17 protein-coding genes, 2 tRNA genes and 2 rRNA genes are annotated in these 23,213 nt (G+C 46.1%); 5 read left to right on the plus strand and 16 right to left on the minus strand.

The annotated features are described in order from the left end of the window. Positions 1-470: 470 nt before the first annotated feature. Entirely contained in the window at positions 471-797 is a 327-nt protein-coding gene (gene trxA, locus HYN51_RS15665) for a thioredoxin TrxA (RefSeq protein WP_108900870.1), read from the minus strand. A gap of 145 nt (positions 798-942) precedes the next feature. On the opposite strand from trxA, the gene rhlB reads away from it, so the two are divergent. After that, positions 943-2,226 (plus strand): ATP-dependent RNA helicase RhlB, encoded by a 1,284-nt coding sequence (gene rhlB, locus HYN51_RS15670; RefSeq protein WP_108900871.1) that lies wholly within the window; start codon positions 943-945, stop codon positions 2,224-2,226. A 37-nt stretch (positions 2,227-2,263) separates the two neighbouring features. Then, the gene (gene gppA / locus HYN51_RS15675) at positions 2,264-3,763 is read left to right on the plus strand and encodes a guanosine-5'-triphosphate,3'-diphosphate diphosphatase (RefSeq protein ID WP_108902096.1); all 1,500 of its coding nucleotides are present in this window, start codon (positions 2,264-2,266) and stop codon (positions 3,761-3,763) included. On the opposite strand, the gene rep is transcribed toward gppA, so the two are convergent. The 3 genes from rep to ilvC form a co-directional block, all read right to left on the minus strand. After that, positions 3,760-5,784, minus strand: coding sequence for a DNA helicase Rep (gene rep, locus HYN51_RS15680; RefSeq protein WP_108900872.1), 2,025 nt, complete (start codon positions 5,782-5,784; stop codon positions 3,760-3,762). The genes gppA and rep overlap by 4 nt on opposite strands. 144 nt (positions 5,785-5,928) lie before the next feature. Further along, a complete protein-coding gene (locus tag HYN51_RS15685; protein ID WP_108900873.1) occupies positions 5,929-6,294 on the minus strand; it encodes a DUF805 domain-containing protein in 366 nt (121 codons plus the stop codon). A gap of 203 nt (positions 6,295-6,497) precedes the next feature. Then, entirely contained in the window at positions 6,498-7,976 is a 1,479-nt protein-coding gene (gene ilvC / locus HYN51_RS15690; RefSeq protein ID WP_108900874.1) for a ketol-acid reductoisomerase, read from the minus strand. A 163-nt stretch (positions 7,977-8,139) separates the two neighbouring features. Between ilvC and ilvY the strand changes: the two genes are divergently transcribed. After that, positions 8,140-9,021, plus strand: coding sequence for an HTH-type transcriptional activator IlvY (ilvY, locus tag HYN51_RS15695; protein ID WP_108900875.1), 882 nt, complete (start codon positions 8,140-8,142; stop codon positions 9,019-9,021). Between the two features lie 12 nt (positions 9,022-9,033). Here ilvY and HYN51_RS15700 read toward each other — a convergent pair whose 3' ends face one another. From HYN51_RS15700 to ilvL, 7 genes are all read right to left on the minus strand, one after another. After that, the gene (locus HYN51_RS15700; RefSeq protein WP_108900876.1) at positions 9,034-9,726 is read right to left on the minus strand and encodes a DUF2461 domain-containing protein; all 693 of its coding nucleotides are present in this window, start codon (positions 9,724-9,726) and stop codon (positions 9,034-9,036) included. A gap of 82 nt (positions 9,727-9,808) precedes the next feature. Next, the gene (gene ilvA / locus HYN51_RS15705) at positions 9,809-11,353 is read right to left on the minus strand and encodes a threonine ammonia-lyase, biosynthetic (protein WP_108900877.1); all 1,545 of its coding nucleotides are present in this window, start codon (positions 11,351-11,353) and stop codon (positions 9,809-9,811) included. Between the two features lie 5 nt (positions 11,354-11,358). Then, positions 11,359-13,209, minus strand: a complete 1,851-nt coding sequence (gene ilvD / locus HYN51_RS15710; protein WP_108900878.1) for a dihydroxy-acid dehydratase — start codon at positions 13,207-13,209, stop codon at positions 11,359-11,361. A 71-nt stretch (positions 13,210-13,280) separates the two neighbouring features. Continuing rightward, on the minus strand, positions 13,281-14,210 hold the full coding sequence (locus tag HYN51_RS15715) for a branched-chain amino acid transaminase (protein ID WP_108900879.1): 930 nt from the start codon (positions 14,208-14,210) through the stop codon (positions 13,281-13,283). Between the two features lie 20 nt (positions 14,211-14,230). Continuing rightward, positions 14,231-14,488, minus strand: coding sequence for an acetolactate synthase 2 small subunit (ilvM, locus tag HYN51_RS15720; protein WP_108900880.1), 258 nt, complete (start codon positions 14,486-14,488; stop codon positions 14,231-14,233). Beyond that, complete coding sequence (gene ilvG, locus HYN51_RS15725; protein ID WP_108902097.1) at positions 14,485-16,134, minus strand: acetolactate synthase 2 catalytic subunit; 1,650 nt, start codon at positions 16,132-16,134, stop codon at positions 14,485-14,487. Before ilvG ends, ilvM begins: the two co-directional genes overlap by 4 nt. Before the next feature lie 151 nt (positions 16,135-16,285). Then, positions 16,286-16,384, minus strand: a complete 99-nt coding sequence (gene ilvL, locus HYN51_RS15730; RefSeq protein ID WP_108900881.1) for an ilv operon leader peptide — start codon at positions 16,382-16,384, stop codon at positions 16,286-16,288. A 327-nt stretch (positions 16,385-16,711) separates the two neighbouring features. Here ilvL and HYN51_RS15735 point away from each other — a divergent pair, with 327 nt between their 5' ends. Continuing rightward, positions 16,712-18,238, plus strand: coding sequence for a YifB family Mg chelatase-like AAA ATPase (locus HYN51_RS15735; RefSeq protein ID WP_108900882.1), 1,527 nt, complete (start codon positions 16,712-16,714; stop codon positions 18,236-18,238). Between the two features lie 25 nt (positions 18,239-18,263). Here the strand turns inward: HYN51_RS15735 and HYN51_RS15740 are convergent, their stop codons facing one another. Continuing rightward, entirely contained in the window at positions 18,264-18,602 is a 339-nt protein-coding gene (locus HYN51_RS15740) for a DUF413 domain-containing protein (protein ID WP_108900883.1), read from the minus strand. A gap of 116 nt (positions 18,603-18,718) precedes the next feature. Between HYN51_RS15740 and hdfR the strand changes: the two genes are divergently transcribed. Then, entirely contained in the window at positions 18,719-19,555 is an 837-nt protein-coding gene (gene hdfR, locus HYN51_RS15745) for an HTH-type transcriptional regulator HdfR (RefSeq protein WP_108900884.1), read from the plus strand. 79 nt (positions 19,556-19,634) lie between these two features. On the opposite strand, the gene HYN51_RS15750 is transcribed toward hdfR, so the two are convergent. From HYN51_RS15750 to HYN51_RS15765, 4 genes are all read right to left on the minus strand, one after another. Beyond that, a tRNA-Trp gene (locus HYN51_RS15750) sits at positions 19,635-19,710 on the minus strand. Positions 19,711-19,762: 52 nt separating this feature from the next. Further along, positions 19,763-19,839: transfer RNA gene (locus HYN51_RS15755), tRNA-Asp, on the minus strand. 188 nt (positions 19,840-20,027) lie between these two features. Next, positions 20,028-20,143 (minus strand): 5S ribosomal RNA (gene rrf / locus HYN51_RS15760). A 122-nt stretch (positions 20,144-20,265) separates the two neighbouring features. Continuing rightward, positions 20,266-23,171 (minus strand): 23S ribosomal RNA (locus HYN51_RS15765). Positions 23,172-23,213: the final 42 nt, after the last annotated feature.

The raw sequence follows: 23,213 nt of genomic DNA on the forward strand, positions 1-23,213 counted from the left end.
CGGGGTCTGTCTCGAAAAGTCTTCGTGAATAGCTGGCGGTATACGCCGCGCCTGTATTATTAGAATATCTGTTCATTATTTTATATCAGAAAAGTAGTATGACGATGCCTGACCACATATCAGAAACTCAGAAATAATGCCCGGATATACATTCTAAACCTGTTTTAAAATCATAGCACTCACAGCCAATGCTTATGATTAAACTGCTCTAAGAACTTTAAGCTACGATTTTAAAACGAGTACGTATTACGTATATAGATAAGATTGCATGAAGCGTGATTAAAGGTAGCACGCTTTATTATCAGAGTCTACGGTTCTACTAATAAATTAGCACCTATGGGCTGCTTTTCCAGTAAAAACTGTTTTTGATATCACTATTTTTATTTAATCTAATCGCCACGGCTTCTTGTTTATCCATACAAAATGGATAAACAAGAGCAAGTTCACAATAGAAATGAATCTAATATCAATTAAATACTAGCATCCAGAAACTCTTTCAATTGAGATTTTGATAGTGCGCCAACTTTCGTTGCGGCAACCGCACCATCTTTAAACAGCAACAGGGTCGGAATACCACGAATACCATACTGAGGTGCAGTCGCTGGATTTTGATCGATATTCAATTTAGCAATCGTGAGTTTACCTTCATACTCAGCCGCCACTTCATCCAAAATCGGGGCAATCATTTTGCATGGACCACACCACTCGGCCCAAAAATCCACCAGCACAGGACCATCAGCTTTCAATACATCATTTTCAAAGCTGCCATCGGTTAAGTGAATAATTTTTTCGCTCATGTTTGACTCCACTGGATTAGATATGTTTCATTGGTGTTATATTAACCAAAGAAACGTTGAATATATGTTGACTTTATTTCAACGGATACGCATTCGTAAAGCAATACTTTCATGAATACAAGGTTAGCTGATATTCTACACCACTATGAGCAAAACACACTTAACAGAACAGAAGTTTGCCGACTTCGCACTACACCCTTCGGTAATCAAGGCCCTTGAAAACAAAGGCTTTCATTACTGCACGCCAATACAAGCACTGGCGCTTCCTTATACGGTTGCAGGGCATGATGTTGCAGGACAGGCACAAACGGGTACCGGAAAAACACTGGCTTTTCTGGCATCTACCTTCAATTATTTACTCACCCATGAGGCTGATGGCGATCGCAAAATCAATCAACCTCGTGCACTAATCATGGCTCCAACCCGCGAACTTGCGGTCCAAATTCACAATGATGCTGAAGCACTGGCTCAGGAAACTGGCCTGAAAATTGGGCTGGCCTATGGTGGCGATGGCTATGATAAACAGTTAAAAGTACTGGAAGCCGGCGTTGATATTCTGATTGGTACTACTGGCCGTCTTATTGATTACGCTAAGCAAAACCATATTGATTTAGGTGCCATCCAGGTCGTTGTTCTGGATGAAGCCGACCGTATGTTTGATTTAGGTTTTATCAAAGATATCCGCTGGATTTTCCGCCGTATGCCACCAGCCACGCAACGCTTAAGCATGTTATTTTCCGCAACGCTTTCTTTCCGCGTGCGTGAGCTGGCGTTTGAACATATGAATAATTCTCAATATGTTGAAGTGGAGCCAACACAAAAAACGGGGCACCGAATTCAAGAAGAGCTGTTCTACCCTTCTAACGAAGACAAGATGCGTTTACTTCAGACGCTTTTGGAAGAAGAATGGCCTGAACGCTGTATCATTTTCGCTAACACTAAGCACGCCTGTGAAGAGATATGGGGATATCTGGCCGCTGATGGTCATCGCGTTGGTTTATTAACCGGTGATGTGGCACAGAAAAAACGCTTACACATCCTGGATGATTTCACCAAAGGTAACTTGGATATTCTGGTAGCAACGGATGTTGCGGCCCGGGGTTTACATATTCCGGAAGTGACCCACGTATTTAACTATGACCTGCCGGATGATTGTGAAGACTACGTGCATCGCATTGGCCGTACCGGACGAGCTGGCGCTAGTGGACACTCCATCACTCTGGCCTGTGAGCAATATGCATTAAATCTGCCGGCTATTGAGCAATATATTGGCCACTCAATACCTGTCAGCCGCTATAGCTCCGAAGCATTACTGACCGATTTCCCTCCACCAAAACGTCTTTCACGTCCGCGTAATACCGGAAATCCAAGACGCAGTAGTGGACCTCGTCGGAATGGACCTCCGCGTAACAGAAAGCGTCCAGGTTAATATTGATGCAGCCAGTACGGGTAACTTATTAAACGCTATGAGCAGACAGACAGATGAACAGCCTCTTTACGCCGCCATCGATCTGGGTTCGAATAGTTTTCATATGCTGGTTATCCGGGAAATTGCTGGCCGTATCCAGATTATTGACCGCATAAAGCGAAAAGTCCGGTTAGCTGCCGGGCTTGACGATAGTAATTGTTTATCTGATGAAGCGATGCAACGAGGCTGGCAATGCTTACGTCTGTTTGCTGAACGCCTGTATAATATTCCCCCATCCCATATTCGTATTGTTGCCACCGCAGCATTACGGGCAGCCAAAAATGCCAATACGTTCATTGCCATAGCCGAAACAATTCTAGGCTACCCGGTTAACATCATCAGCGGTGAAGAAGAAGCCCGGTTAATTTATCAGGGCGTCACTCACACTACTGGGGGTGCACAATCCCGGCTCGTGGTAGATATTGGAGGAGGCAGTACAGAACTGATTGCTGGCACCTCAGATAACATTTCCCAATTGGTGAGTTTATCAATGGGATGTGTGACTTGGTTGGAACGTTATTTTAGCGACCGCACACTAAGTACCGATAATTTTCATCGGGCCGAACTCGCTGCCCACCATCTTCTCCTTCCCGCTGCTGATAAACTGAGATACCAAAGTTGGAAAATTTGTGTCGGTGCATCAGGCACCGTACAAGCGCTACAGGAAATCATGGTAGCGCAAGGCATGGATGAACAGATTACGCTGGATAAATTACAGCTATTAAAAGAACGCGCGATTCAATGTGGAAAACTGGAAGAGCTGGAAATTCCAGGCCTGACTTTAGAAAGGGCGCTGGTTTTCCCCAGCGGACTGTCTATATTAATCGCTATTTTTGAAACATTAGGTGTGAACAGCATGAATTTGGCCGGCGGTGCACTCCGTGAAGGCCTGATATACAGCATGCTAAACCTGCCAGTAGAAAAAGATATTCGTCAAACAACCATTCAAGCTATGCAATATCAGTATGTCATCGACCTGCAACAGACCGACAGAGTCAGCCAGCTAATCCATTATTTTTGCCGTCAGCTAAAAGATAGCTGGGATATCAATGATAACATGACAGAACTGCTCCATTGGGCCAGCCAGATTCATGAAATTGGGTTAAGTATTGACTTCAAACAATCTCCCCAACACGCGGCTTACTTACTTAATCACACTGACATGCCGGGGTTTACACCTGCACAAAGAAAGCTACTGGCTGCCCTGCTGATAAATCAAACCGATATCATTAATCTATCAGTGTTAGCTGAGCAGAATGCCTTATCACCACAGCAAGCACAAAGACTGTTACGTTTACTGCGTATCGCCATTCTATTGTGTCGTGCACGACATTCTGATCGCATCCCAGACATCAAGCTTACTGCACAGGGAGAGCAGCTTTATCTAGAAATAAGCAAAGAGTGGCTTGCATTGTATCCCTTACAGGCGGAAGCGTTACAACAAGAGAGCCGCTGGCAAACTTATAGCCATTTTCCACTGACCATTATTAAAAATTAATCTTGTGACCGCGCTTTTGCCAACTGTTCCCGAATACTAGCCAGATGCCCTTTTCCTTTTTCCATCCGCTCTTCTGCAGACACTACCTTACGGGCGCTTTCCCAAAGCAAATCATCCTGAGGCAATTCCAGTAAGAATCGACTTGGTTCTGGGCGCACCAGTTCACCAAACTGACGACGCTCACGGCATAGCGTAAACGTCAATTCTTTCTGAGCACGGGTAATACCTACATACGCCAAACGACGTTCTTCATCGACATTGTCTTCATCTATGCTGCTTTGGTGAGGAAGCAGCCCCTCTTCCATACCCACCAAATAAACATAAGGAAACTCAAGGCCTTTCGAGGCATGCAACGTCATCAGTTGAACCTGATCGAAATCTTCCTCATTTTCGCCACGCTCCATCATGTCACGTAGCGTAAAACGAGTAACCACCTGCGTCAGCGTCATTGGTTCATCTAAATCGGAGCCTTCCAGCATCTCTGTCATCCAGCCAAACAGCTGATTAACGTTTTTCATACGCATCTCAGCGGCTTTCACACTGGGAGAGGTTTCATACAGCCAACTTTCATAATCCATACCGTGAATCAGATCCCTGACGGCAGCAACGGGTTCTCTTTCAGAGGTTTCAGCAACAGAAGATAACCAGCGAGTAAAACGCTGCAGCGATTCAAGCCCGCGCCCAGTGAGATATTGCTCCAACCCAACGTCAAAACTAGCCCGGAATAAGCTAACACTTCGTTGATTCGCCCATGACCCTAATTTTTCCAGCGTTGCCGGACCAATTTCACGCCGGGGAGTATTTACAATACGTAAAAATGCACTGTCATCATCTGGATTGGTTAATACACGTAAATAGGCCATCAAATCTTTAATTTCTGGCCGGGAAAAGAAAGAAGTACCACCCGAGATCCGATAAGGAATACGGTTTTGCATCAGCATTTTTTCAAAAATCCGTGACTGATGGTTTCCCCGGTACAAAATGGCGTAATCTTTATAATCAGTTTTATTGATAAAGTGATGGGCGATCAGTTCACCCACTACCCGCTCCGCCTCGTTGTCTTCATTATTGGCCGTCACCACTTTCAGCGCTTCACCGTATCCCAGCTCTGAAAACAGACGTTTCTCAAATACGTGTGGATTATTGGCAATCAGAATATTAGCGGCTTTAAGTATCCGTCCCGACGAACGATAATTTTGTTCCAGCTTAATCACCTGCAAAGCGGGAAAGTCCTGACTTAATAGCACTAAGTTTTGAGGACGAGCACCCCGCCATGAATAGATTGACTGATCGTCATCACCCACCACAGTAAAACGAGCTCGGTTACCCACTAACAGCTTAACCAGTTCGTACTGGCTGGTATTGGTATCCTGATATTCATCCACCAGCAGATAACGCAGGCGATTTTGCCAACGCTCTCTGACTTCCTCATTTCTCTGTAACAACAAAGTGGGTAATAAAATCAGATCGTCAAAATCAAGAATACTGCAGGACTTAAGTTGCTTGTCATAAAGGTCATAACAGTGAGCAAACAGTTTATCACGCTCGGATTTCGCCGCCGCAGCAGCGCCGGCCGGGCTAATCAAATCATTCTTCCAGTTGGATATAGCCGATATTAACTGTGAAATTAATACCTTGTCATTTTCCAGCCACTTCTCCGTCAGCTCTTTCAATAACGCGACCTGATCCTGATCGTCAAACAGCGAGAAATTGGACTTCATATTCAACGCGACATGTTCACGCTTGATAATGTCCAGTCCAAGCGTATGGAACGTAGAAATAACAATCCCTCTGGCCTCTTTACGCCCCAGCGTTTGTGCCAAGCGTTCTTTCATCTCTCTGGCCGCTTTATTGGTAAAGGTTACCGCCGCAATATGCCGTGCCTGATAGCCACACTCACGAATCAAATAAGCAATTTTATTAATGATCACCCGAGTTTTACCCGAACCAGCGCCAGCCAGCACGAGACAAGGGCCGGTAACAAATTCAACTGCCTGCTGTTGGCGGGGATTCATGCGCATAACAAAGCTACTTACTCAGAGGACCAAAGGGGAAGGATTATAGCAAAAATATGATTCCCCTATACACAAGGAAGGCTTGATGAATAGCAGAAACAAAAAAGCCTGCAATTTATACAGGCTTATACACTACATAACCATTAGTTATTATTTTGATGCTGGTCCAAATTGGTTAGCACCTGGCGTTCCTTCCAGACAGAAGAACACCAGTAAAACGATAGAACCAAACGGAATGAAGGCAATTAAATACCACCAACCGCTTTTATCCAGGTCGTGTAAACGACGAATAGCAACGGCCAGACTAGGCATAAAGATCGCTAACGCATACACAACCAGTAAAATCATACTAACGACGCCATTTGAACCAAAAATAGCATCTAACACACCGCCAACAATCATGAGTACAACCATGGCAATCATGCTAAACAGTACGAACATCCAGTATTCTTTACGACGCGCACGACCAGAAAAATCAGCGTATTTCTCTAACAAACACTTTTTAAACCATTCCACAATTTCTTTCCTTGAAAAATAAACAAATTAAAAAAATCGAACGCCCGCATTATATCTGAAACCATTACACAATTAATAATCATCCAACTGTAAATATTTCGAAAAGATTGATTGTAAATAAAGGATTAGAATTCAATTAGGCAAAATTTTTCCAAAAAAAAACCAGAGAATAACTCTCTGGTTTCTGTATTCATTAATCTGAATTAACCGGCAACAGCGATACGTTTCATATCAGTCATATAACCACGCAACTTCTTACCAATCACTTCAATTGGATGATTGCGGATGGCTTCGTTAACATCACGCAGTTGGGCATTATCAATTTCTGCTGCTGCAACAGATTTACCTAAGTCACCAGCCTGCAATGAACCCATGAATTTTTCACGCAACAGTGGTACAGCAGCATTAGAGAACAGATAGTTACCATACTCAGCAGTATCAGAAATAACCACGTTCATTTCATACAGGCGCTTACGAGCAATGGTGTTAGCAATTAGCGGTAACTCGTGCAGAGATTCATAGTAAGCAGACTCTTCAATAATGCCGGAAACCACCATGGTTTCAAACGCCAGCTCAACCCCGGCTTTAACCATCGCAATCATTAAGACGCCGTGATCAAAGTATTCCTGCTCGCTAATTTTACCTTCTTGCTGAGGCGCATTCTCGAAAGCGGTACGGCCTGTCTCTTCGCGCCAGCCTAATAGTTTTGCGTCATTATTTGCCCAGTCAGCCATCATACCTTCAGAGAAGGCTCCAGAGATAATGTCATCCATATGCTTTTGGAACAGCGGAGCCATCAGCGTTTTTAACTGTTCAGACAGTGCGAAAGCACGCAGTTTTGCCGAATTAGACAAGCGGTCCATCATCAACGTGATACCACCTTGTTTCAGCGCCTCGGTCGTGGTTTCCCAACCGTACTGCACTAATTTTTCAGCATAAGCCGGGCTGGCACCGTCAGCCACCAGCTTGTCAAAACATAGAATCGAACCTGCCTGTAACATACCACACAGGATAGTTTGCTCACCCATCAGGTCAGACTTAACTTCAGCAACAAAAGAAGATTGCAAAACACCCGCACGATGACCACCGGTCGCTGCTGCCCATGCTTTAGCAATCGCCATGCCTTCACCTTTTGGATCGTTTTCTGGGTGAACAGCAATCAGAGTAGGTACACCAAAACCGCGCTTATACTCTTCACGAACCTCTGTACCCGGGCACTTCGGCGCAACCATCACAACCGTGATATCTGGGCGAATAGTTTCGCCAACTTCAACAATATTGAAACCGTGAGAATAACCTAACGCTGCACCTTTTTTCATCAGCGGTTGTACCGCCTGGACGACAGCAGAATGCTGCTTGTCTGGCGTCAGGTTAACCACTAAGTCTGCCTGAGGGATCAATTCTTCGTAGGTTCCTACTTTAAAACCATTTTCTGTCGCTTTACGCCATGATGCACGCTTTTCATCAATCGCCTCTTTACGTAACGTATAAGCGATATCCAGACCAGAATCGCGCATGTTCAGGCCCTGATTAAGACCTTGAGCACCACATCCAACAATAACGATTTTTTTACCCTTCAGAAAACCGGACTCATCCGCAAACTCATCGCGCCCCATAAAACGGCACTGACCTAACTGGGCCAACTGCTGGCGTAAGTTTAATGTATTGAAATAGTTAGCCATTGTTATTCTCCATTCTTGGTTGTTATGTTGCGCTTTGTTGTGTTGGTACCCGTAAACAGCGGCACACCTGAAATTTATAATAAGACAAGATCTGCATTGCTTAAATTGATATATTAAGAAGATGATATTGCAATTTCTGCAATACAAAATTCGGTGCCTTAATGTGGATCTTCGTGATTTAAAATTGTTTCTTCATTTAGCCGACAGTCAGCACTTTGGCAAAACCGCTAAAGCAACCTATGTTAGCCCTTCCACCCTGTCGAGACAGATACAACGAATGGAAGAAGAACTTGGGCAGATGCTATTTCTGCGTGATAACCGCACCGTACAGCTCACCCATGCAGGCCAGCAGCTTAAGGTCTTTGCTCAACAAACCTTATTGCATTATCAACAGTTGAAAAATGCCCTGACGCAGGAGGGGGAATCCCTCAGTGGCGAACTGCGAATCTTCTGTTCGGTAACGGCTGCCTACAGCCATCTACCCGCCATACTCGACCAATTCCGCGCCCTACACCCTAATGTAGAAATAAAATTGACCACCGGTGACGCCGCAGATGCTGTTGATAAAATTCAGTCTAACGATGCAGATCTGGCCATTGCCGGTCGCCCGGAAACGCTGCCTTCCACCATTGATTTTCGCAAAATTGGCGAGGTTCCACTGGTATTAATTACGCCAGCACTACCGTGCCCAGTACACACTCAAATGCTGGAACATAAACCTGATTGGGCAAATATTCCCTTTATTTTACCGGAGCATGGCCCAACACGCAGACGTATCGACCAATGGTTTCGCCGTTACCACATCAGCAATCCGCAAATTTACGCTACGGTTGCTGGTCATGAAGCTATTGTTTCTATGGTTGCTCTTGGCTGTGGCATCGCACTGATTCCCAGCGTAGTGCTGGACAATAGTCCCGAAACTATCCGCAGCCGGATTGCTGTAGCAGACCACGTCACCCTGACATCCGCCTTTGATTTAGGGGTATGCGTACAGAAAAAGCGCCTCAATGAACCGCTGATTCACGCCTTCTGGCAACTAATATGAGTTTCACCGCAATCACTCATCAGGATTGCGTTTAATCATTTCTGCCCGCATCAGGTAATGATAAAGGGGAGCCAATTGCTTAAAGCCTTTTTCTAACTGAGAAACCAGATCATTATTAAATACCATTTCCATCTCCTGACTGGTATGCATAACGGCAAATGACTTACGGTTATACCAGTTGGCAATGCTAGCATCCTGATCTTTAACCAATGGGCGCTTATAACTTTCACCCACTAGCTCAAATGGCGGTTTATTGCATTTGGCTACCGCTAAAAAATCTTTAGGCTCGTTACGCATCAATAAACGTAGCACATCCATCGTTTGTCGACTGGCGGAGTAATAGCCTAAACCATAGCGATAAAAATCGGGGGCAATTTCAAAAAAGTAGACTGGTGCATCTTTCCAATCTTTGCTGTGCCGTTTAAAGGTCAACCACATATGGCTGCGATAGCGGGATTTATCATGACTAAAACGTGTATCACGATGAATTCTGGACAGGGTTTTACCAATTGCTGGACGGGTTTCAAACTCAGGATCGATGAGCATCATGCACGGAGTTAGAACAGTTACCAGTGCACGGAAAGGGGTGAGTATTTCATCATCATAAATGTGGCGATGATCGTCGAACCAATCTTTGCTGTTTTGAATTCTGACATCCTGTAAAAATGTCAGCCCCTGCTGCCTAAACCCATTGAATTGCATCATCGCTCCTGTCTGCTAATCCATCATCAGAAAACCAAACGCTGTCGAATTTCATTCTCCGACAGCATTCAGACAATGACTGTAACTACCCCGCCAGAAAGAAGCGGAACGCCGGATTATCCGTTTCATCATGATAATCGTACCCCAGTTGTTCAAGATGCTGCTCAAACTCTGCATCGTGCCCAACCAGCTCAAACGCTGCAAGCACACGACCATAATCGGTGCCATGGCTGCGATAGTGGAACAGAGAAATATTCCAGTAAGTACCCAACGTTTGCAAAAACTTCAGTAAAGCCCCGGCAGACTCTGGAAATTCAAAGCTGTATAACCGCTCACTTAATGGCTTGGCCGGACGGCCTCCTACCATATAGCGAACGTGCAACTTAGCCATTTCATCATCCGATAAATCAACCACCTGATAACTATCATCACGTAATTCGCGGATAATCTCTTCTCTTTCGGTCTGACCTCCGGTTAACCGAACCCCGACAAAAATGCAGGCATCTTTGTCACTTGCGTATCGATAGTTAAATTCAGTGACTGAACGACCGCCTAACAGCTGGCAGAACTTCAAAAAACTGCCTTTCTGCTCCGGAATAGTCACCGCCAGCAGCGCTTCCCGTTTTTCACCCAACTCGCAACGCTCGGAGACATAACGCAGGCCGTGAAAGTTCAAATTAGCACCGGACAAAATGCAGGCCAGACGTTCACCTTCGAGATTATGCTGCTCAACATACTTTTTTAAACCGGCCAGCGCCAAAGCGCCCGATGGTTCAGCAATCGCTCTGACATCTTCAAACAAATCTTTTACTGCCGCACAAATCGCATCGCTATCAACGGTAATAACATCATCCAGATATTCACGACACAGACGGAAGGTCTCATCACCGATACGCTTTACCGCTACGCCATCGGCAAATAATCCTACGCGATCAAGATCGACAGGTTGCCCGGCATTCATCGCCGCCATCAGGCAGGCTGAATCTTCCGCTTCAACACCAATCACTTTAATGTCAGGCATCAATTGCTTAATCAAGACCGCCACACCGGCGGCGAGTCCACCACCACCCACGGGAACAAAGATACGATCGAGATGAGCGTCCTGCTGGATCAACTCCATCCCAATGGTGCCCTGCCCGGCAATGACGGCTGGATGATCGAACGGAGGAATAAAGATATAACCCTCCTGTTCAGACAGGGCGATAGCTTTGGCTTTGGCCTCATCAAAATTAGCGCCGTGCAACAGCACTTCGCCACCGAAGCCACGTACGGCATCAACTTTAATATCCGGCGTCGTTAACGGCATAACAATCAGAGAACGAATACCCAAACCGGTAGCTGACAGCGCAACACCCTGAGCATGATTACCAGCTGATGCGGCGATCACACCATTGGCCCTCTGTTGCTCATTCAGCCCAGAGATCATCGCATGCGCGCCGCGCAGTTTGAAACTGTGTACGGGTTGCCTGTCTTCGCGTTTTACCAGCACGGTATTTTTCAGGCGAGCAGAGAGCTTATTCATCACCTGTAATGGCGTGACCTGAGCCACGTCATAAACCGGAGAACAAAGCACTGCACGGAGATATTCTGCACCTGTCGGTGCAGAAGAAAGTGGTAATGGAACAGCCATAACGGTTAGCCTCCCAGCTTACTTTTATCCCTGACGGCGCCTTTATCTGCGCTGGTTGCTAAACTGGCATAAGCGCGTAAAGCAAATGAAACCTGACGGTCACGAACCACTGGCGTCCAGGCTTTATCACCACGATCCGCTTCAGTCTGGCGACGGCTGGCTAACTCACTATCTGATACATCCAGCGCAATACTGCGTTTTGGAATATCAATATCAATCATGTCACCATTACGAACTAAGCCAATCAAACCGCCATTAGCTGCTTCCGGTGAAATATGACCAATAGACAACCCAGATGTACCACCTGAGAAACGACCATCGGTGATCAACGCACAGCTTTTACCTAGCCCCATGGATTTCAGGAACGTCGTGGGATATAGCATCTCCTGCATACCCGGCCCACCTTTTGGACCTTCATAACGGATCACCACCACATCACCGGCAACCACTTTCTTACCCAGAATAGCGTCAACCGCATCTTCCTGACTTTCATATACTTTTGCTGGGCCGCGGAATACCAGATACTCATCATCAACGCCGGCGGTTTTAACAATACAGCCATCCACCGCTAAATTACCGTTCAATACCGCCAGACCGCCTTCCTGACTGTAAGCATGCTCTTTATCGCGGATACAACCTTCAGCGCGATCGTCATCCAGAGAATCCCAGCGGCAATCCTGAGAGAAAGCCTGAGTGGTACGAATACCTGCAGGCCCCGCCCGAAACAAGGTTCTTACCGCATCATCATTGGTACGCATAATATCGAACTTGTCTAACGTTTCCGTCAGGCTCAGGCCCATAATGTTTTTCGTATTGCGGTTTAGCAGGTCTGCGCGTTCCAGCTCACCCAAAATACCCATCACCCCGCCAGCACGGTGAACGTCTTCCATATGGTATTTTTGAGTGCTTGGAGCAACCTTACACAACTGAGGAACTTTGCGTGATAAACGATCGATATCGTTCATGGTAAAATCAACTTCACCTTCCTGTGCAGCAGCCAGAAGATGCAATACGGTATTGGTTGACCCCCCCATAGCGATATCCATGACCATCGCATTTTCAAACGCAGCCTTATTAGCGATAGCACGAGGTAACACACTCTCATCATCCTGCTCATAATAGCGCTTGGTTAATGCCACAATCTCTTTACCTGCATTCAGGAAAAGTTGTTTGCGGTCTTTGTGAGTCGCCAGCAGAGAGCCATTACCCGGCAGCGCTAAACCCATCGCCTCGGTTAAGCAGTTCATTGAGTTCGCAGTAAACATACCCGAACAAGAACCACAGGTAGGGCAAGCGGAACGCTCTATTTGAGCACTATCTTCATCGCTGACATCAGGATTTGCCCCCTGAATCATGGCATCAATCAGGTCCAGCTTGATGATTTTGTCTGATAGCTTAGTTTTTCCGGCTTCCATCGGGCCACCGGAAACAAAAATAACCGGAATATTCAGGCGTAAAGACGCCATTAACATTCCCGGGGTAATCTTGTCACAGTTAGAGATGCACACCATGGCGTCAGCACAGTGGGCATTCACCATGTATTCTACCGAATCAGCAATTAGCTCCCGGGAAGGAAGAGAATAGAGCATGCCCCCGTGTCCCATCGCGATACCATCATCCACCGCGATAGTATTGAACTCTTTGGCAACACCGCCTGACTCATGGATCTGATCGGCAACCAGCTTACCTAAGTCACGTAAATGCACATGGCCCGGCACAAACTGTGTAAAAGAGTTCACCACGGCAATAATTGGCTTACCAAAATCAGCATCGGTCATACCCGTTGCACGCCATAGCGCACGAGCTCCTGCCATATTACGACCATGTGTAGTTGTAGCTGAACGATACTTAGGCATGCTTTATTCACTCCCGTTGTTTTATCCGGGCGGAGTAACTCCGCCCGTTAGTATTATGTTTGCTCTATTTATTATTGATTCACTAAATCTAACCAACCGTATTTATCTTCTGTTTGACCGTTGAACAGACCAAAGAAACGCTGCTGAATTTGCTTAGTAATAGGACCACGGCGGCCAATACCAACTTCAATGCCATCAACACTGCGTACCGGGGTAATTTCAGCCGCAGTACCGGTCATAAACACTTCATCAGCAAGATAGAGTGACTCACGCGACAGAACTTGTTCGCGAATTTCAAAGCCCAGATCTTTAGTTAACTTCATGATGGCATCACGAGTAATGCCAGGCAAAGCCGCAGAAGTTAAAGTCGGGGTAAAGACTACGCCATCTTTAATGATGAAAATATTTTCGCCTGCACCTTCAGAAACATAGCCATGAACGTCTAGAGCAATACCTTCGGTATAACCATGGCGGCGAGCTTCGCTACCTACCAGTAAAGAAGAAAGGTAGTTACCACCTGCTTTTGCTGCGGTTGGAATGGTATTTGGCGCAGAACGATTCCATGAAGAAACCATCGCATCAATACCTTGCTCCAGCGCTTCGTCACCCAAATAAGCGCCCCAAGGGAAAGCGGCAATAATGACATCCGTTTTGTATCCTGGCGGTGGATTAACGCCCATACCAACATCACCGATAAACACAAGTGGACGAATATAGGCGCTGGTCAGATTATTTTTGCTTAACGTTTCGCGACAAGCTGCCATCAATTCATCTACAGAGTAAGAAACGGGCATACGATAAATTTTTGCTGAATCACGCAGACGCTGCATATGTTCACGATGGCGGAAAACCGCAGGACCTTTATGGGTGTTATAGCAGCGCACACCTTCAAATACGGAAGTACCATAGTGTAATGCATGGGACATCACGTGAACCTTTGCATCAGCCCATGGTGTCATCTCGCCATTGAACCATATGTAGTCTGCTTTCTTCGTACTCATTGTTTCTATTCCTTGTCGCGCTATGCGCGTATTTGTTGTGATGTTTGATTGAGGATCTCAACGCTGTTGACATCCGCAAGTTTAGTTAACTGAGAAGATAATAAATTGACAGGGCGCTCACTGGAAACGGTTAAATGAATATTTATATTATCCCCATTACTTGTCTGGTTCATATTCATTTTGCACACCCGAAAACCTCTGTGGCGGACAACGCGCAGTAAACGCTCCAAAACTTCTGAGCGGAAGCGAGTTTGAATATAAAGTTGATGTTCTATCATGATACTTTCTCCAGCATGGTTTCATTACCAGCACCTGGTGGAACCAGAGGCCAAACATTTTCTAATTCATCAATTGAGACATGAAGTAAGTAGGGACCTTCACTGGCTAACATTGCATTTAAAGCATCATCCACCTGATCTTTACGAGAAATACTCTGCCCTGGAATACCAAACGCGCTGGCCAGCACCAGAAAGTCCGGATTGTCAGATAAATCCGTTTCACTATAGCGTGCATCAAAGAATAGTTGCTGCCACTGCCGCACCATACCTAGGCGCTGGTTATCCACTAACACCATTTTTATCGGTAACTGTTTACGCTTTATCGTACCCAGTTCCTGCACGTTCATCATGAAAGAACCATCCCCTGAAACACAGATCACCATGTCATCAGGACGCGCCATCTGTGCACCAACCGCAGCAGGAATACCAAACCCCATAGTTCCTAAACCACTTGATGTAATAAAGTTTTCCGGACGACTGAATGACATATGCTGAGCACTCCACATTTGATGCTGCCCCACATCAGTAGTGATTACCGCGTTTTCAGGTTTTTTATCGGAAAGTTGCTTTAACAATAGCGGGGCATAAATGGATTGACCAGGATGGTCGTAGCGGGCAGCAAATTCGTTTTTCATCGTCATTACCGATTTGCGCCAGCTCTCGATAGACATCGGCTGTTGCAACGCAGGTAATATTTCATTTAAATCTCCCTGCAATGCAACGTGAGGTGTTCTTAACTTACCTAATTCCGCTGGGTCGATATCCATATGGATAACTTTTGCATTCGGTGCAAAAGTATTGAGTTTCCCCGTTACCCGATCGTCAAAACGCACACCGATAGCAATTAATAAGTCACAGTCCTGTACGGCTAAATTACTGGCTTTGGCGCCATGCATTCCCAACATACCTAAATAGCACGAGTCTTGCACATCAAAAGCCCCTAAACCTTTCAGAGTAGATGCACCCGGTATCCCCGTCACTTTAGCGAAAGTACGCAATGCCTCAACCGCCTGAGCTAAACCTACGCCTCCACCAACGTATAACATTGGCTTTTTAGATTCCGCAATCATCTTCCTAGCTGATGCTAAATCAGCATCAGCGACTTTAGGAAGTTCTTCTACGGGGAATAGAACGGGCTTGAGGTGATCCCCTGCAGCTAGCTGAATATCTTTCGGAATATCGATCAGTACAGGCCCTGGGCGGCCACTGCGAGCGATAGCAAAAGCCTGAGCAATGACCGCGGGTAGCTCTTCCAGTGACTCCACCAAATAGCTATGTTTAGTACAAGCCAAGGATAAACCTAAAACATCGATTTCCTGAAATGCATCAGTACCAATCAATGGAGAGGCAACCTGCCCGGTGATAGCAACAACGGGAACAGAATCTAATAGCGCATCAGCCAACCCGGTAATCAGATTCGTTGCCCCCGGACCAGAAGTGGCAATACAAACCCCTACTTTACCGGTTGCTCTGGCGTAGCCAAGGGCAGCAATGGCAGCGCCTTGCTCATTGCGGCACAGCAAATGTTCAATACCACCGTCAAACAACGCATCATAAACCGGCATAATAGCTCCACCCGGGTAGCCAAAAACCGTCTCAACACCCTGTTCGCGTAATGTATGTACAACCCACTGTGCCCCATTCATCATTCTTACCCCGTTTGTCTTCATGCTCAGAACAGTTTTTTATACTGTTTGCTTCGTGATGCTTTACGTTGTGTTTTACTTTGAATTTTTATTACGCATAAAAAAACCCCCGACTTCTCAGTGCGGGGGTTCTTGAATTTCAGACCACTAATCAGGTCATTCTTCGTCCAAGTGCTGCCCCGCACGGTGGGATAATAATCACCACCACACTAATAATTACGAGGCTAATCACTTGGCTTAGAGACTTCATAGTTTCAATAAAATTCTTTATCAGTCGAACGAATGACTACAGAGTTATCATAGTTGTGTATCGAGTGACAAGTTATTTTTTATTTCTCTTTTTAACATTAACTTAAAAAAATTAAAAAATATCTTTATTTATTAATTAAATAAAACACAGTTCGGAATAAAAATTATTTATTCCCGATCGTTAACACATAAAACCAGTGATATAAGCCATATAACCGACAATTAATTGGAATATAAATCTAAAAAATGGAGGTTAACTCTAAAATAAATAAAATATTTTCCCTCAAACCTGACAGGATACGCTGAAAAATAAGCCGGATAATTCAGTATGTCATTAGCCATCGTCCACACCCGAGCATCAATAGGAATTCAGGCACCAGCCGTGAGCGTTGAAGTTCACATCAGCAACGGAATGCCGAACTTTACACTGGTTGGTTTACCTGAAATAACAGTAAAGGAAGCAAAAGATCGAGTAAGAAGTGCACTGATAAACAGCGGATTTACTTTTCCACCCAAAAAAATCACGGTGAATTTAGCACCCGCAGATTTACCCAAAGAAGGAGGGAGATTCGATCTGCCCATTGCGTTAGCCATACTGGCTGCTTCAGAGCAAATCCCAGCGACAAAATTAGAACAACATGAGTTTTTAGGCGAACTGGCCCTTTCAGGGGAAATAAAACCGATTAATGGTGCAATACCCGCCGCTCTGGCCGCATCCAGAAATAATCGTATCTTAATTCTTTCAGAAGGGAATTCCACAGAGGTCGCGTTGATTGAACAAGGCAATAACTTAATTGCCACAAATCTGGCCGAAATATGTCACTACTTATCTGATAGTGAAACTACGCTTTGTAAGCCGGTTAAACAGATTGCTCACGATGATTTATTATCATTACCCGATCTAAAAGATATCATTGGTCAGGAACAAGCAAAACGAGCCCTAGAAATTTCCGCCGCCGGAGGACATAACCTTCTACTACTCGGCCCGCCGGGTACGGGTAAAACCATGCTGGCTACTCGCCTTAATGCACTTTTACCTCCTCTAAGCGATCAAGAAGCGCTAGAGAGTGCAGCAATATCAAGCCTCGCCCATACACCACAAAATTCGTCAAATTGGCGTAAACGGCCTTTCAGAGCCCCTCACCATAGTGCATCGATGGCCGCACTGGTGGGAGGAGGAGCTATCCCAAGACCGGGTGAAATTTCTTTGGCACATAACGGTGTGCTATTTTTGGATGAACTGCCTGAATTTGAAAGAAAAGTCTTAGATGCCCTTCGAGAGCCATTAGAATCTGGTGAAATTATTATTTCCCGGGCCAATGCAAAAGTCTGCTTTCCTGCCCGCGTTCAATTAATTGCAGCAATGAACCCTAGCCCTACCGGTCATTATCAGGGAATACTCAGCCGTTCTAACCCTCAACAAATTATGCGCTATTTAAACCGACTATCCGGGCCTTTTCTCGATCGATTCGACTTATCCATCGAAGTACCGCTATTACCCCAAGGCGTATTAAGTCAGCGCAGAGCAGAGGGGGGGTCGAGTCAGTCGGTCCGACAACGGGTGCTAAATGCTAGGGAGCTTCAAACTAAAAGAAACGGGAAAGTGAATGCCCAACTAAGCAGTAAAGAAGTTGAAGCAAGTTGTAAGCTTAATCCAGAAGATGCGCTGTTTCTTGAACATGCTTTATTAAAGCTTGGGCTTTCTGTGCGTGGGTGGCATCGCATTTTAAAAGTATCCCGGACTATTGCAGATTTATCCGGTAGTGAAAAAATAAACAGGAGCCATATTGCTGAAGCACTAAGCTATCGCTGCATGGATCGACTGCTGTTACAGCTTTATAAAGCGGTAGGATGAAAAACGGGGCTTAAAGCCCCGTTAATTAATCATCCGTGTCGTTAAAGTCTTCGACAGTATCAACCTGTGGCTTACCACCGGATAACGTATGAAAACGTTTAGGACGACGAATACGATCGAGATATTTAGTCCATACCTTTTCAGATTCAGTTACTGGCTCACGTTCTCCACGGCAAACAGCGACGAATAATTTTTCTTCTTCTGTTACTGGTTCACGCTTATCTAAATCAAGCTCGTTAAAAGCATAGCCTAAACGTTCTAGCAATTGAGCTTCTTTAATGGTGAAATCCCCATGGCGGGAAAAGCCTCGAGGGTAATTTTTATTGTCAAAAAAACGATGCGTCGTAGTGAAGCTTTCCGCCATCTGACATACTCCTAAGTATCTAAATTAATGCTGTTATGGCGCGGAGTATTAGTGAGGCTTGTCAGTGTGTAAAACAAAAAATTTAAATCGTTACGATAGAATTATTTGGAGATAGTGTGGATACAGAATTACTAAAGACTTTTCTAGAAGTGAGCAAGACCCGTCATTTTGGTCGGGCTGCTGAATCTCTGTATCTCACCCAATCAGCAGTGAGCTCTCGTATACGACTGTTAGAAAGCCAGTTGGGCGTTAATCTTTTTACTCGCCACCGCAACAATATCCGGCTCACTGCCGCTGGGGAACAGCTTTTGCCTTATGCGGAAAACCTGATGATTACCTGGCAGCAGGCCCGTTCAGCGATAACCAAAAGTAATCAAAAAAAGAATACATTATCTATTGGTGCATTGCCTTTGATCTGGGAAACCGGTCTGACAGACTGGCTTGAATCACTCTATTTAGTACATAAAAATTTACAGTTTGATGCCAGAGTTGCTCCACGAAATATTCAAGTACAGCAACTTCATGAGAGACAGTTAGATCTTTTGATCACCACTGAGCCATCTAAAATGGATGAGTTGGTTAGCGAAAAAATAACCACAATCCCATTACAGTTGGTGGTATCCGAACGCAAGACAAGTGATAAGAAAAGAGCCTATATATCCCTTGATTGGGGAGTCGACTTTTCACAACAGGAAAAAGAGTACTTCGCACAGGAGATAGTGCCAATTCTAACAACCAGCTCTGCTCTAATGGCAAAACAGCTGTTAAGGAATACTGCTGGTAGTACTTTCTTGCCTGAATCTTGGCAAAATCAGTACCCTGAGCTCAAGCCTGTACTACCACTTCAGTCTATCAATCTTTCTTTGTATGCGATTTGGTTGCAAAACAGCGAGCATCATCAGCTAATTCACAAACTGATTAGTAACTTTAATACACCTGAGAATAATGATTAAGATATTGATAAAAAATAATTTAGTTAAATAGCAGGTAATAAAAAACCCTTTGTTTTCACAAAGGGTTTTTTATTTTTTATGGCAGGGGCGGAGAGACTCGAACTCCCAACACCCGGTTTTGGAGACCGGTGCTCTACCAATTGAACTACGCCCCTAAAGAACGCTTACTACTATGCCTGCTAATGTAGCAGGCATAATGTAAATAAGTGGCGGAACGGACGGGACTCGAACCCGCGACCCCCTGCGTGACAGGCAGGTATTCTAACCAACTGAACTACCGCTCCACCGATTCTTTTTCCCTACCAGAACTTATTCTGATAGTTACTAATTTAAAGCCTAGCAGTTTATGAATGACTGCATCATTCACCCTTCGGGCCAACGCTTTGCGTTGTTCAAACCCGCTTCGCGAGTTTGTCCTACTCTCTCTCGAGTAGAGAACTGCCCTACTATCACTGCTTACATCTAATTTAAAGCCTGGCAGTTCCCTACTCTCGCATGGGGAAGCCCCACACTACCATCGGCGCTACGGCGTTTCACTTCTGAGTTCGGCATGGGGTCAGGTGGGACCACCGCGCTATCGCCGCCAGGCATATTCCGTTTCATGAACCGTTGTACTCCGATATCGCTATCTCACACAACCATCCATTCCAATCCTGAACATTCGCTGAAATTTAAATTCGTCTCTCTCATCAAAACACCTTCGGTGTTGTAAGGTTAAGTCTCACGGTTCATTAGTATCGGTTAGCTCAACGTATCGCTACGCTTACACACCCGACCTATCAACGTCATAGTCTTTAACGTTCCTTCAGTGGACTCAAGGTCCAAGGGAAGACTCATCTCGAGGCAAGTTTCCCGCTTAGATGCTTTCAGCGGTTATCTTTTCCGCACGTAGCTACCGGGCAATGCCATTGGCATGACAACCCGAACACCAGTGGTGCGTTCACTCCGGTCCTCTCGTACTAGGAGCAACCCCTCTCAATCTTCCAACGCCCACGGCAGATAGGGACCGAACTGTCTCACGACGTTCTAAACCCAGCTCGCGTACCACTTTAAACGGCGAACAGCCGTACCCTTGGGACCTACTTCAGCCCCAGGATGTGATGAGCCGACATCGAGGTGCCAAACACCGCCGTCGATATGAACTCTTGGGCGGTATCAGCCTGTTATCCCCGGAGTACCTTTTATCCGTTGAGCGATGGCCCTTCCATTCAGAACCACCGGATCACTATGACCTACTTTCGTACCTGCTCGAGCCGTCACTCTCGCAGTCAAGCTAGCTTATGCCATTGCACTAACCTCACGATGTCCGACCGTGATTAGCTAACCTTCGTGCTCCTCCGTTACTCTTTGGGAGGAGACCGCCCCAGTCAAACTACCCACCAGACACTGTCCTCAACCCGGATAACGGGTCAAAGTTAGAACATCAAACATTAAAGGGTGGTATTTCAAGGTTGGCTCCACGCAGACTGGCGTCCACGCTTCTAAGCCTCCCACCTATCCTACACATCAAGGCTCAATGTTCAGTGTCAAGCTATAGTAAAGGTTCACGGGGTCTTTCCGTCTTGCCGCGGGTACACAGCATCTTCACTGCGAGTTCAATTTCACTGAGTCTCGGGTGGAGACAGCCTGGCCATCATTACGCCATTCGTGCAGGTCGGAACTTACCCGACAAGGAATTTCGCTACCTTAGGACCGTTATAGTTACGGCCGCCGTTTACTGGGGCTTCGATCAAGAGCTTCGCTTACGCTAACCCCATCAATTAACCTTCCAGCACCGGGCAGGCGTCACACCGTATACGTCCACTTTCGTGTTTGCACAGTGCTGTGTTTTTAATAAACAGTTGCAGCCAGCTGGTATCTTCGACTGACTTCAGCTCCGAGAGCAAGTCTCTTCACCTAACGTCAGCGTGCCTTCTCCCGAAGTTACGGCACCATTTTGCCTAGTTCCTTCACCCGAGTTCTCTCAAGCGCCTGAGTATTCTCTACCTGACCACCTGTGTCGGTTTGGGGTACGATTTAATGTTACCTGGAGCTTAGAGGCTTTTCCTGGAAGCAGGGCATCAACTACTTCACCACCGTAGTGGCTCGTCATCACGCCTCAGTGTTAATAGTCAACCGGATTTACCTAATCGACCCACCTACACGCTTAAACCGGGACAACCGTCGCCCGGATAGCCTAGCCTTCTTCGTCCCCCCTTCGCAGTAACACCAAGTACAGGAATATTAACCTGTTTCCCATCGACTACGCCTTTCGGCCTCGCCTTAGGGGTCGACTCACCCTGCCCCGATTAACGTTGGACAGGAACCCTTGGTCTTCCGGCGAGCGGGCTTTTCACCCGCTTTATCGTTACTTATGTCAGCATTCGCACTTCTGATACCTCCACCAGACCTCACAGTCCAGCTTCACAGGCTTACAGAACGCTCCCCTACCCAACAATACTTTCATATCGCTGCCGCAGCTTCGGTGCATGGTTTAGCCCCGTTACATCTTCCGCGCAGGCCGACTCGACCAGTGAGCTATTACGCTTTCTTTAAATGATGGCTGCTTCTAAGCCAACATCCTGGCTGTCTATGCCTTCCCACATCGTTTCCCACTTAACCATGACTTTGGGACCTTAGCTGGCGGTCTGGGTTGTTTCCCTCTTCACGACGGACGTTAGCACCCGCCGTGTGTCTCCCGTGATAACATTCTTCGGTATTCGGAGTTTGCATCGAGTTGGTAATCCGGGATGGACCCCTAGTCGAAACAGTGCTCTACCCCCGAAGATGAGTTCACGAGGCGCTACCTAAATAGCTTTCGGGGAGAACCAGCTATCTCCCGGTTTGATTGGCCTTTCACCCCCAGCCACAAGTCATCCGCTAATTTTTCAACATTAGTCGGTTCGGTCCTCCAGTTAGTGTTACCCAACCTTCAACCTGCCCATGGCTAGATCACCGGGTTTCGGGTCTATACCTTGCAACTTGACGCCCAGTTAAGACTCGGTTTCCCTACGGCTCCCCTATTCGGTTAACCTTGCTACAAAATATAAGTCGCTGACCCATTATACAAAAGGTACGCAGTCACCCAACAAAGTAGGCTCCCACTGCTTGTACGTACACGGTTTCAGGTTCTATTTCACTCCCCTCGCCGGGGTTCTTTTCGCCTTTCCCTCACGGTACTGGTTCACTATCGGTCAGTCAGGAGTATTTAGCCTTGGAGGATGGTCCCCCCATATTCAGACAGGATGTCACGTGTCCCGCCTTACTCATCGAACTCACAACTTGTGCATTTTGGTGTACGGGACTATCACCCTGTTCCGTGCGACTTTCCAGACGCTTCCACTAACACACAAACTGATTCAGGTTCTGGGCTCCTCCCCGTTCGCTCGCCGCTACTAGGGGAATCTCGGTTGATTTCTTTTCCTCGGGGTACTTAGATGTTTCAGTTCCCCCGGTTCGCCTCATAACACTATGTATTCATGTTATGATAGTGCAACGGATTGCACTGGGTTTCCCCATTCGGGTATCGCCGGTTATAATGGTTCATATCACCTTACCGACGCTTATCGCAGATTAGCACGCCCTTCATCGCCTCTGACTGCCTAGGCATCCACCGTGTACGCTTAGTCACTTAACCTCACAACCCGAAGGTGTCTCTTGCGAGTCACTTTCTAAGTCG

This window comes from Limnobaculum parvum (assembly GCF_003096015.2).
GTDB lineage: Bacteria > Pseudomonadota > Gammaproteobacteria > Enterobacterales > Enterobacteriaceae > Limnobaculum > Limnobaculum parvum.

Coding starts and splice junctions, on each gene's coding strand:
- trxA (WP_108900870.1), bottom strand. CDS start 797: ATGAGCGAAAAAATTATTCACTTAACCGATGGCAGCTTTGAAAATGAT.
- rhlB (WP_108900871.1), top strand. CDS start 943: ATGAGCAAAACACACTTAACAGAACAGAAGTTTGCCGACTTCGCACTA.
- gppA (WP_108902096.1), top strand. CDS start 2,264: ATGAGCAGACAGACAGATGAACAGCCTCTTTACGCCGCCATCGATCTG.
- rep (WP_108900872.1), bottom strand. CDS start 5,784: ATGCGCATGAATCCCCGCCAACAGCAGGCAGTTGAATTTGTTACCGGC.
- ilvC (WP_108900874.1), bottom strand. CDS start 7,976: ATGGCTAACTATTTCAATACATTAAACTTACGCCAGCAGTTGGCCCAG.
- HYN51_RS15700 (WP_108900876.1), bottom strand. CDS start 9,726: ATGATGCAATTCAATGGGTTTAGGCAGCAGGGGCTGACATTTTTACAG.
- ilvA (WP_108900877.1), bottom strand. CDS start 11,353: ATGGCTGTTCCATTACCACTTTCTTCTGCACCGACAGGTGCAGAATAT.
- ilvD (WP_108900878.1), bottom strand. CDS start 13,209: ATGCCTAAGTATCGTTCAGCTACAACTACACATGGTCGTAATATGGCA.
- HYN51_RS15715 (WP_108900879.1), bottom strand. CDS start 14,210: ATGAGTACGAAGAAAGCAGACTACATATGGTTCAATGGCGAGATGACA.
- ilvM (WP_108900880.1), bottom strand. CDS start 14,488: ATGATAGAACATCAACTTTATATTCAAACTCGCTTCCGCTCAGAAGTT.
- ilvG (WP_108902097.1), bottom strand. CDS start 16,134: ATGAATGGGGCACAGTGGGTTGTACATACATTACGCGAACAGGGTGTT.
- ilvL (WP_108900881.1), bottom strand. CDS start 16,384: ATGAAGTCTCTAAGCCAAGTGATTAGCCTCGTAATTATTAGTGTGGTG.
- HYN51_RS15735 (WP_108900882.1), top strand. CDS start 16,712: ATGTCATTAGCCATCGTCCACACCCGAGCATCAATAGGAATTCAGGCA.
- HYN51_RS15740 (WP_108900883.1), bottom strand. CDS start 18,602: ATGGCGGAAAGCTTCACTACGACGCATCGTTTTTTTGACAATAAAAAT.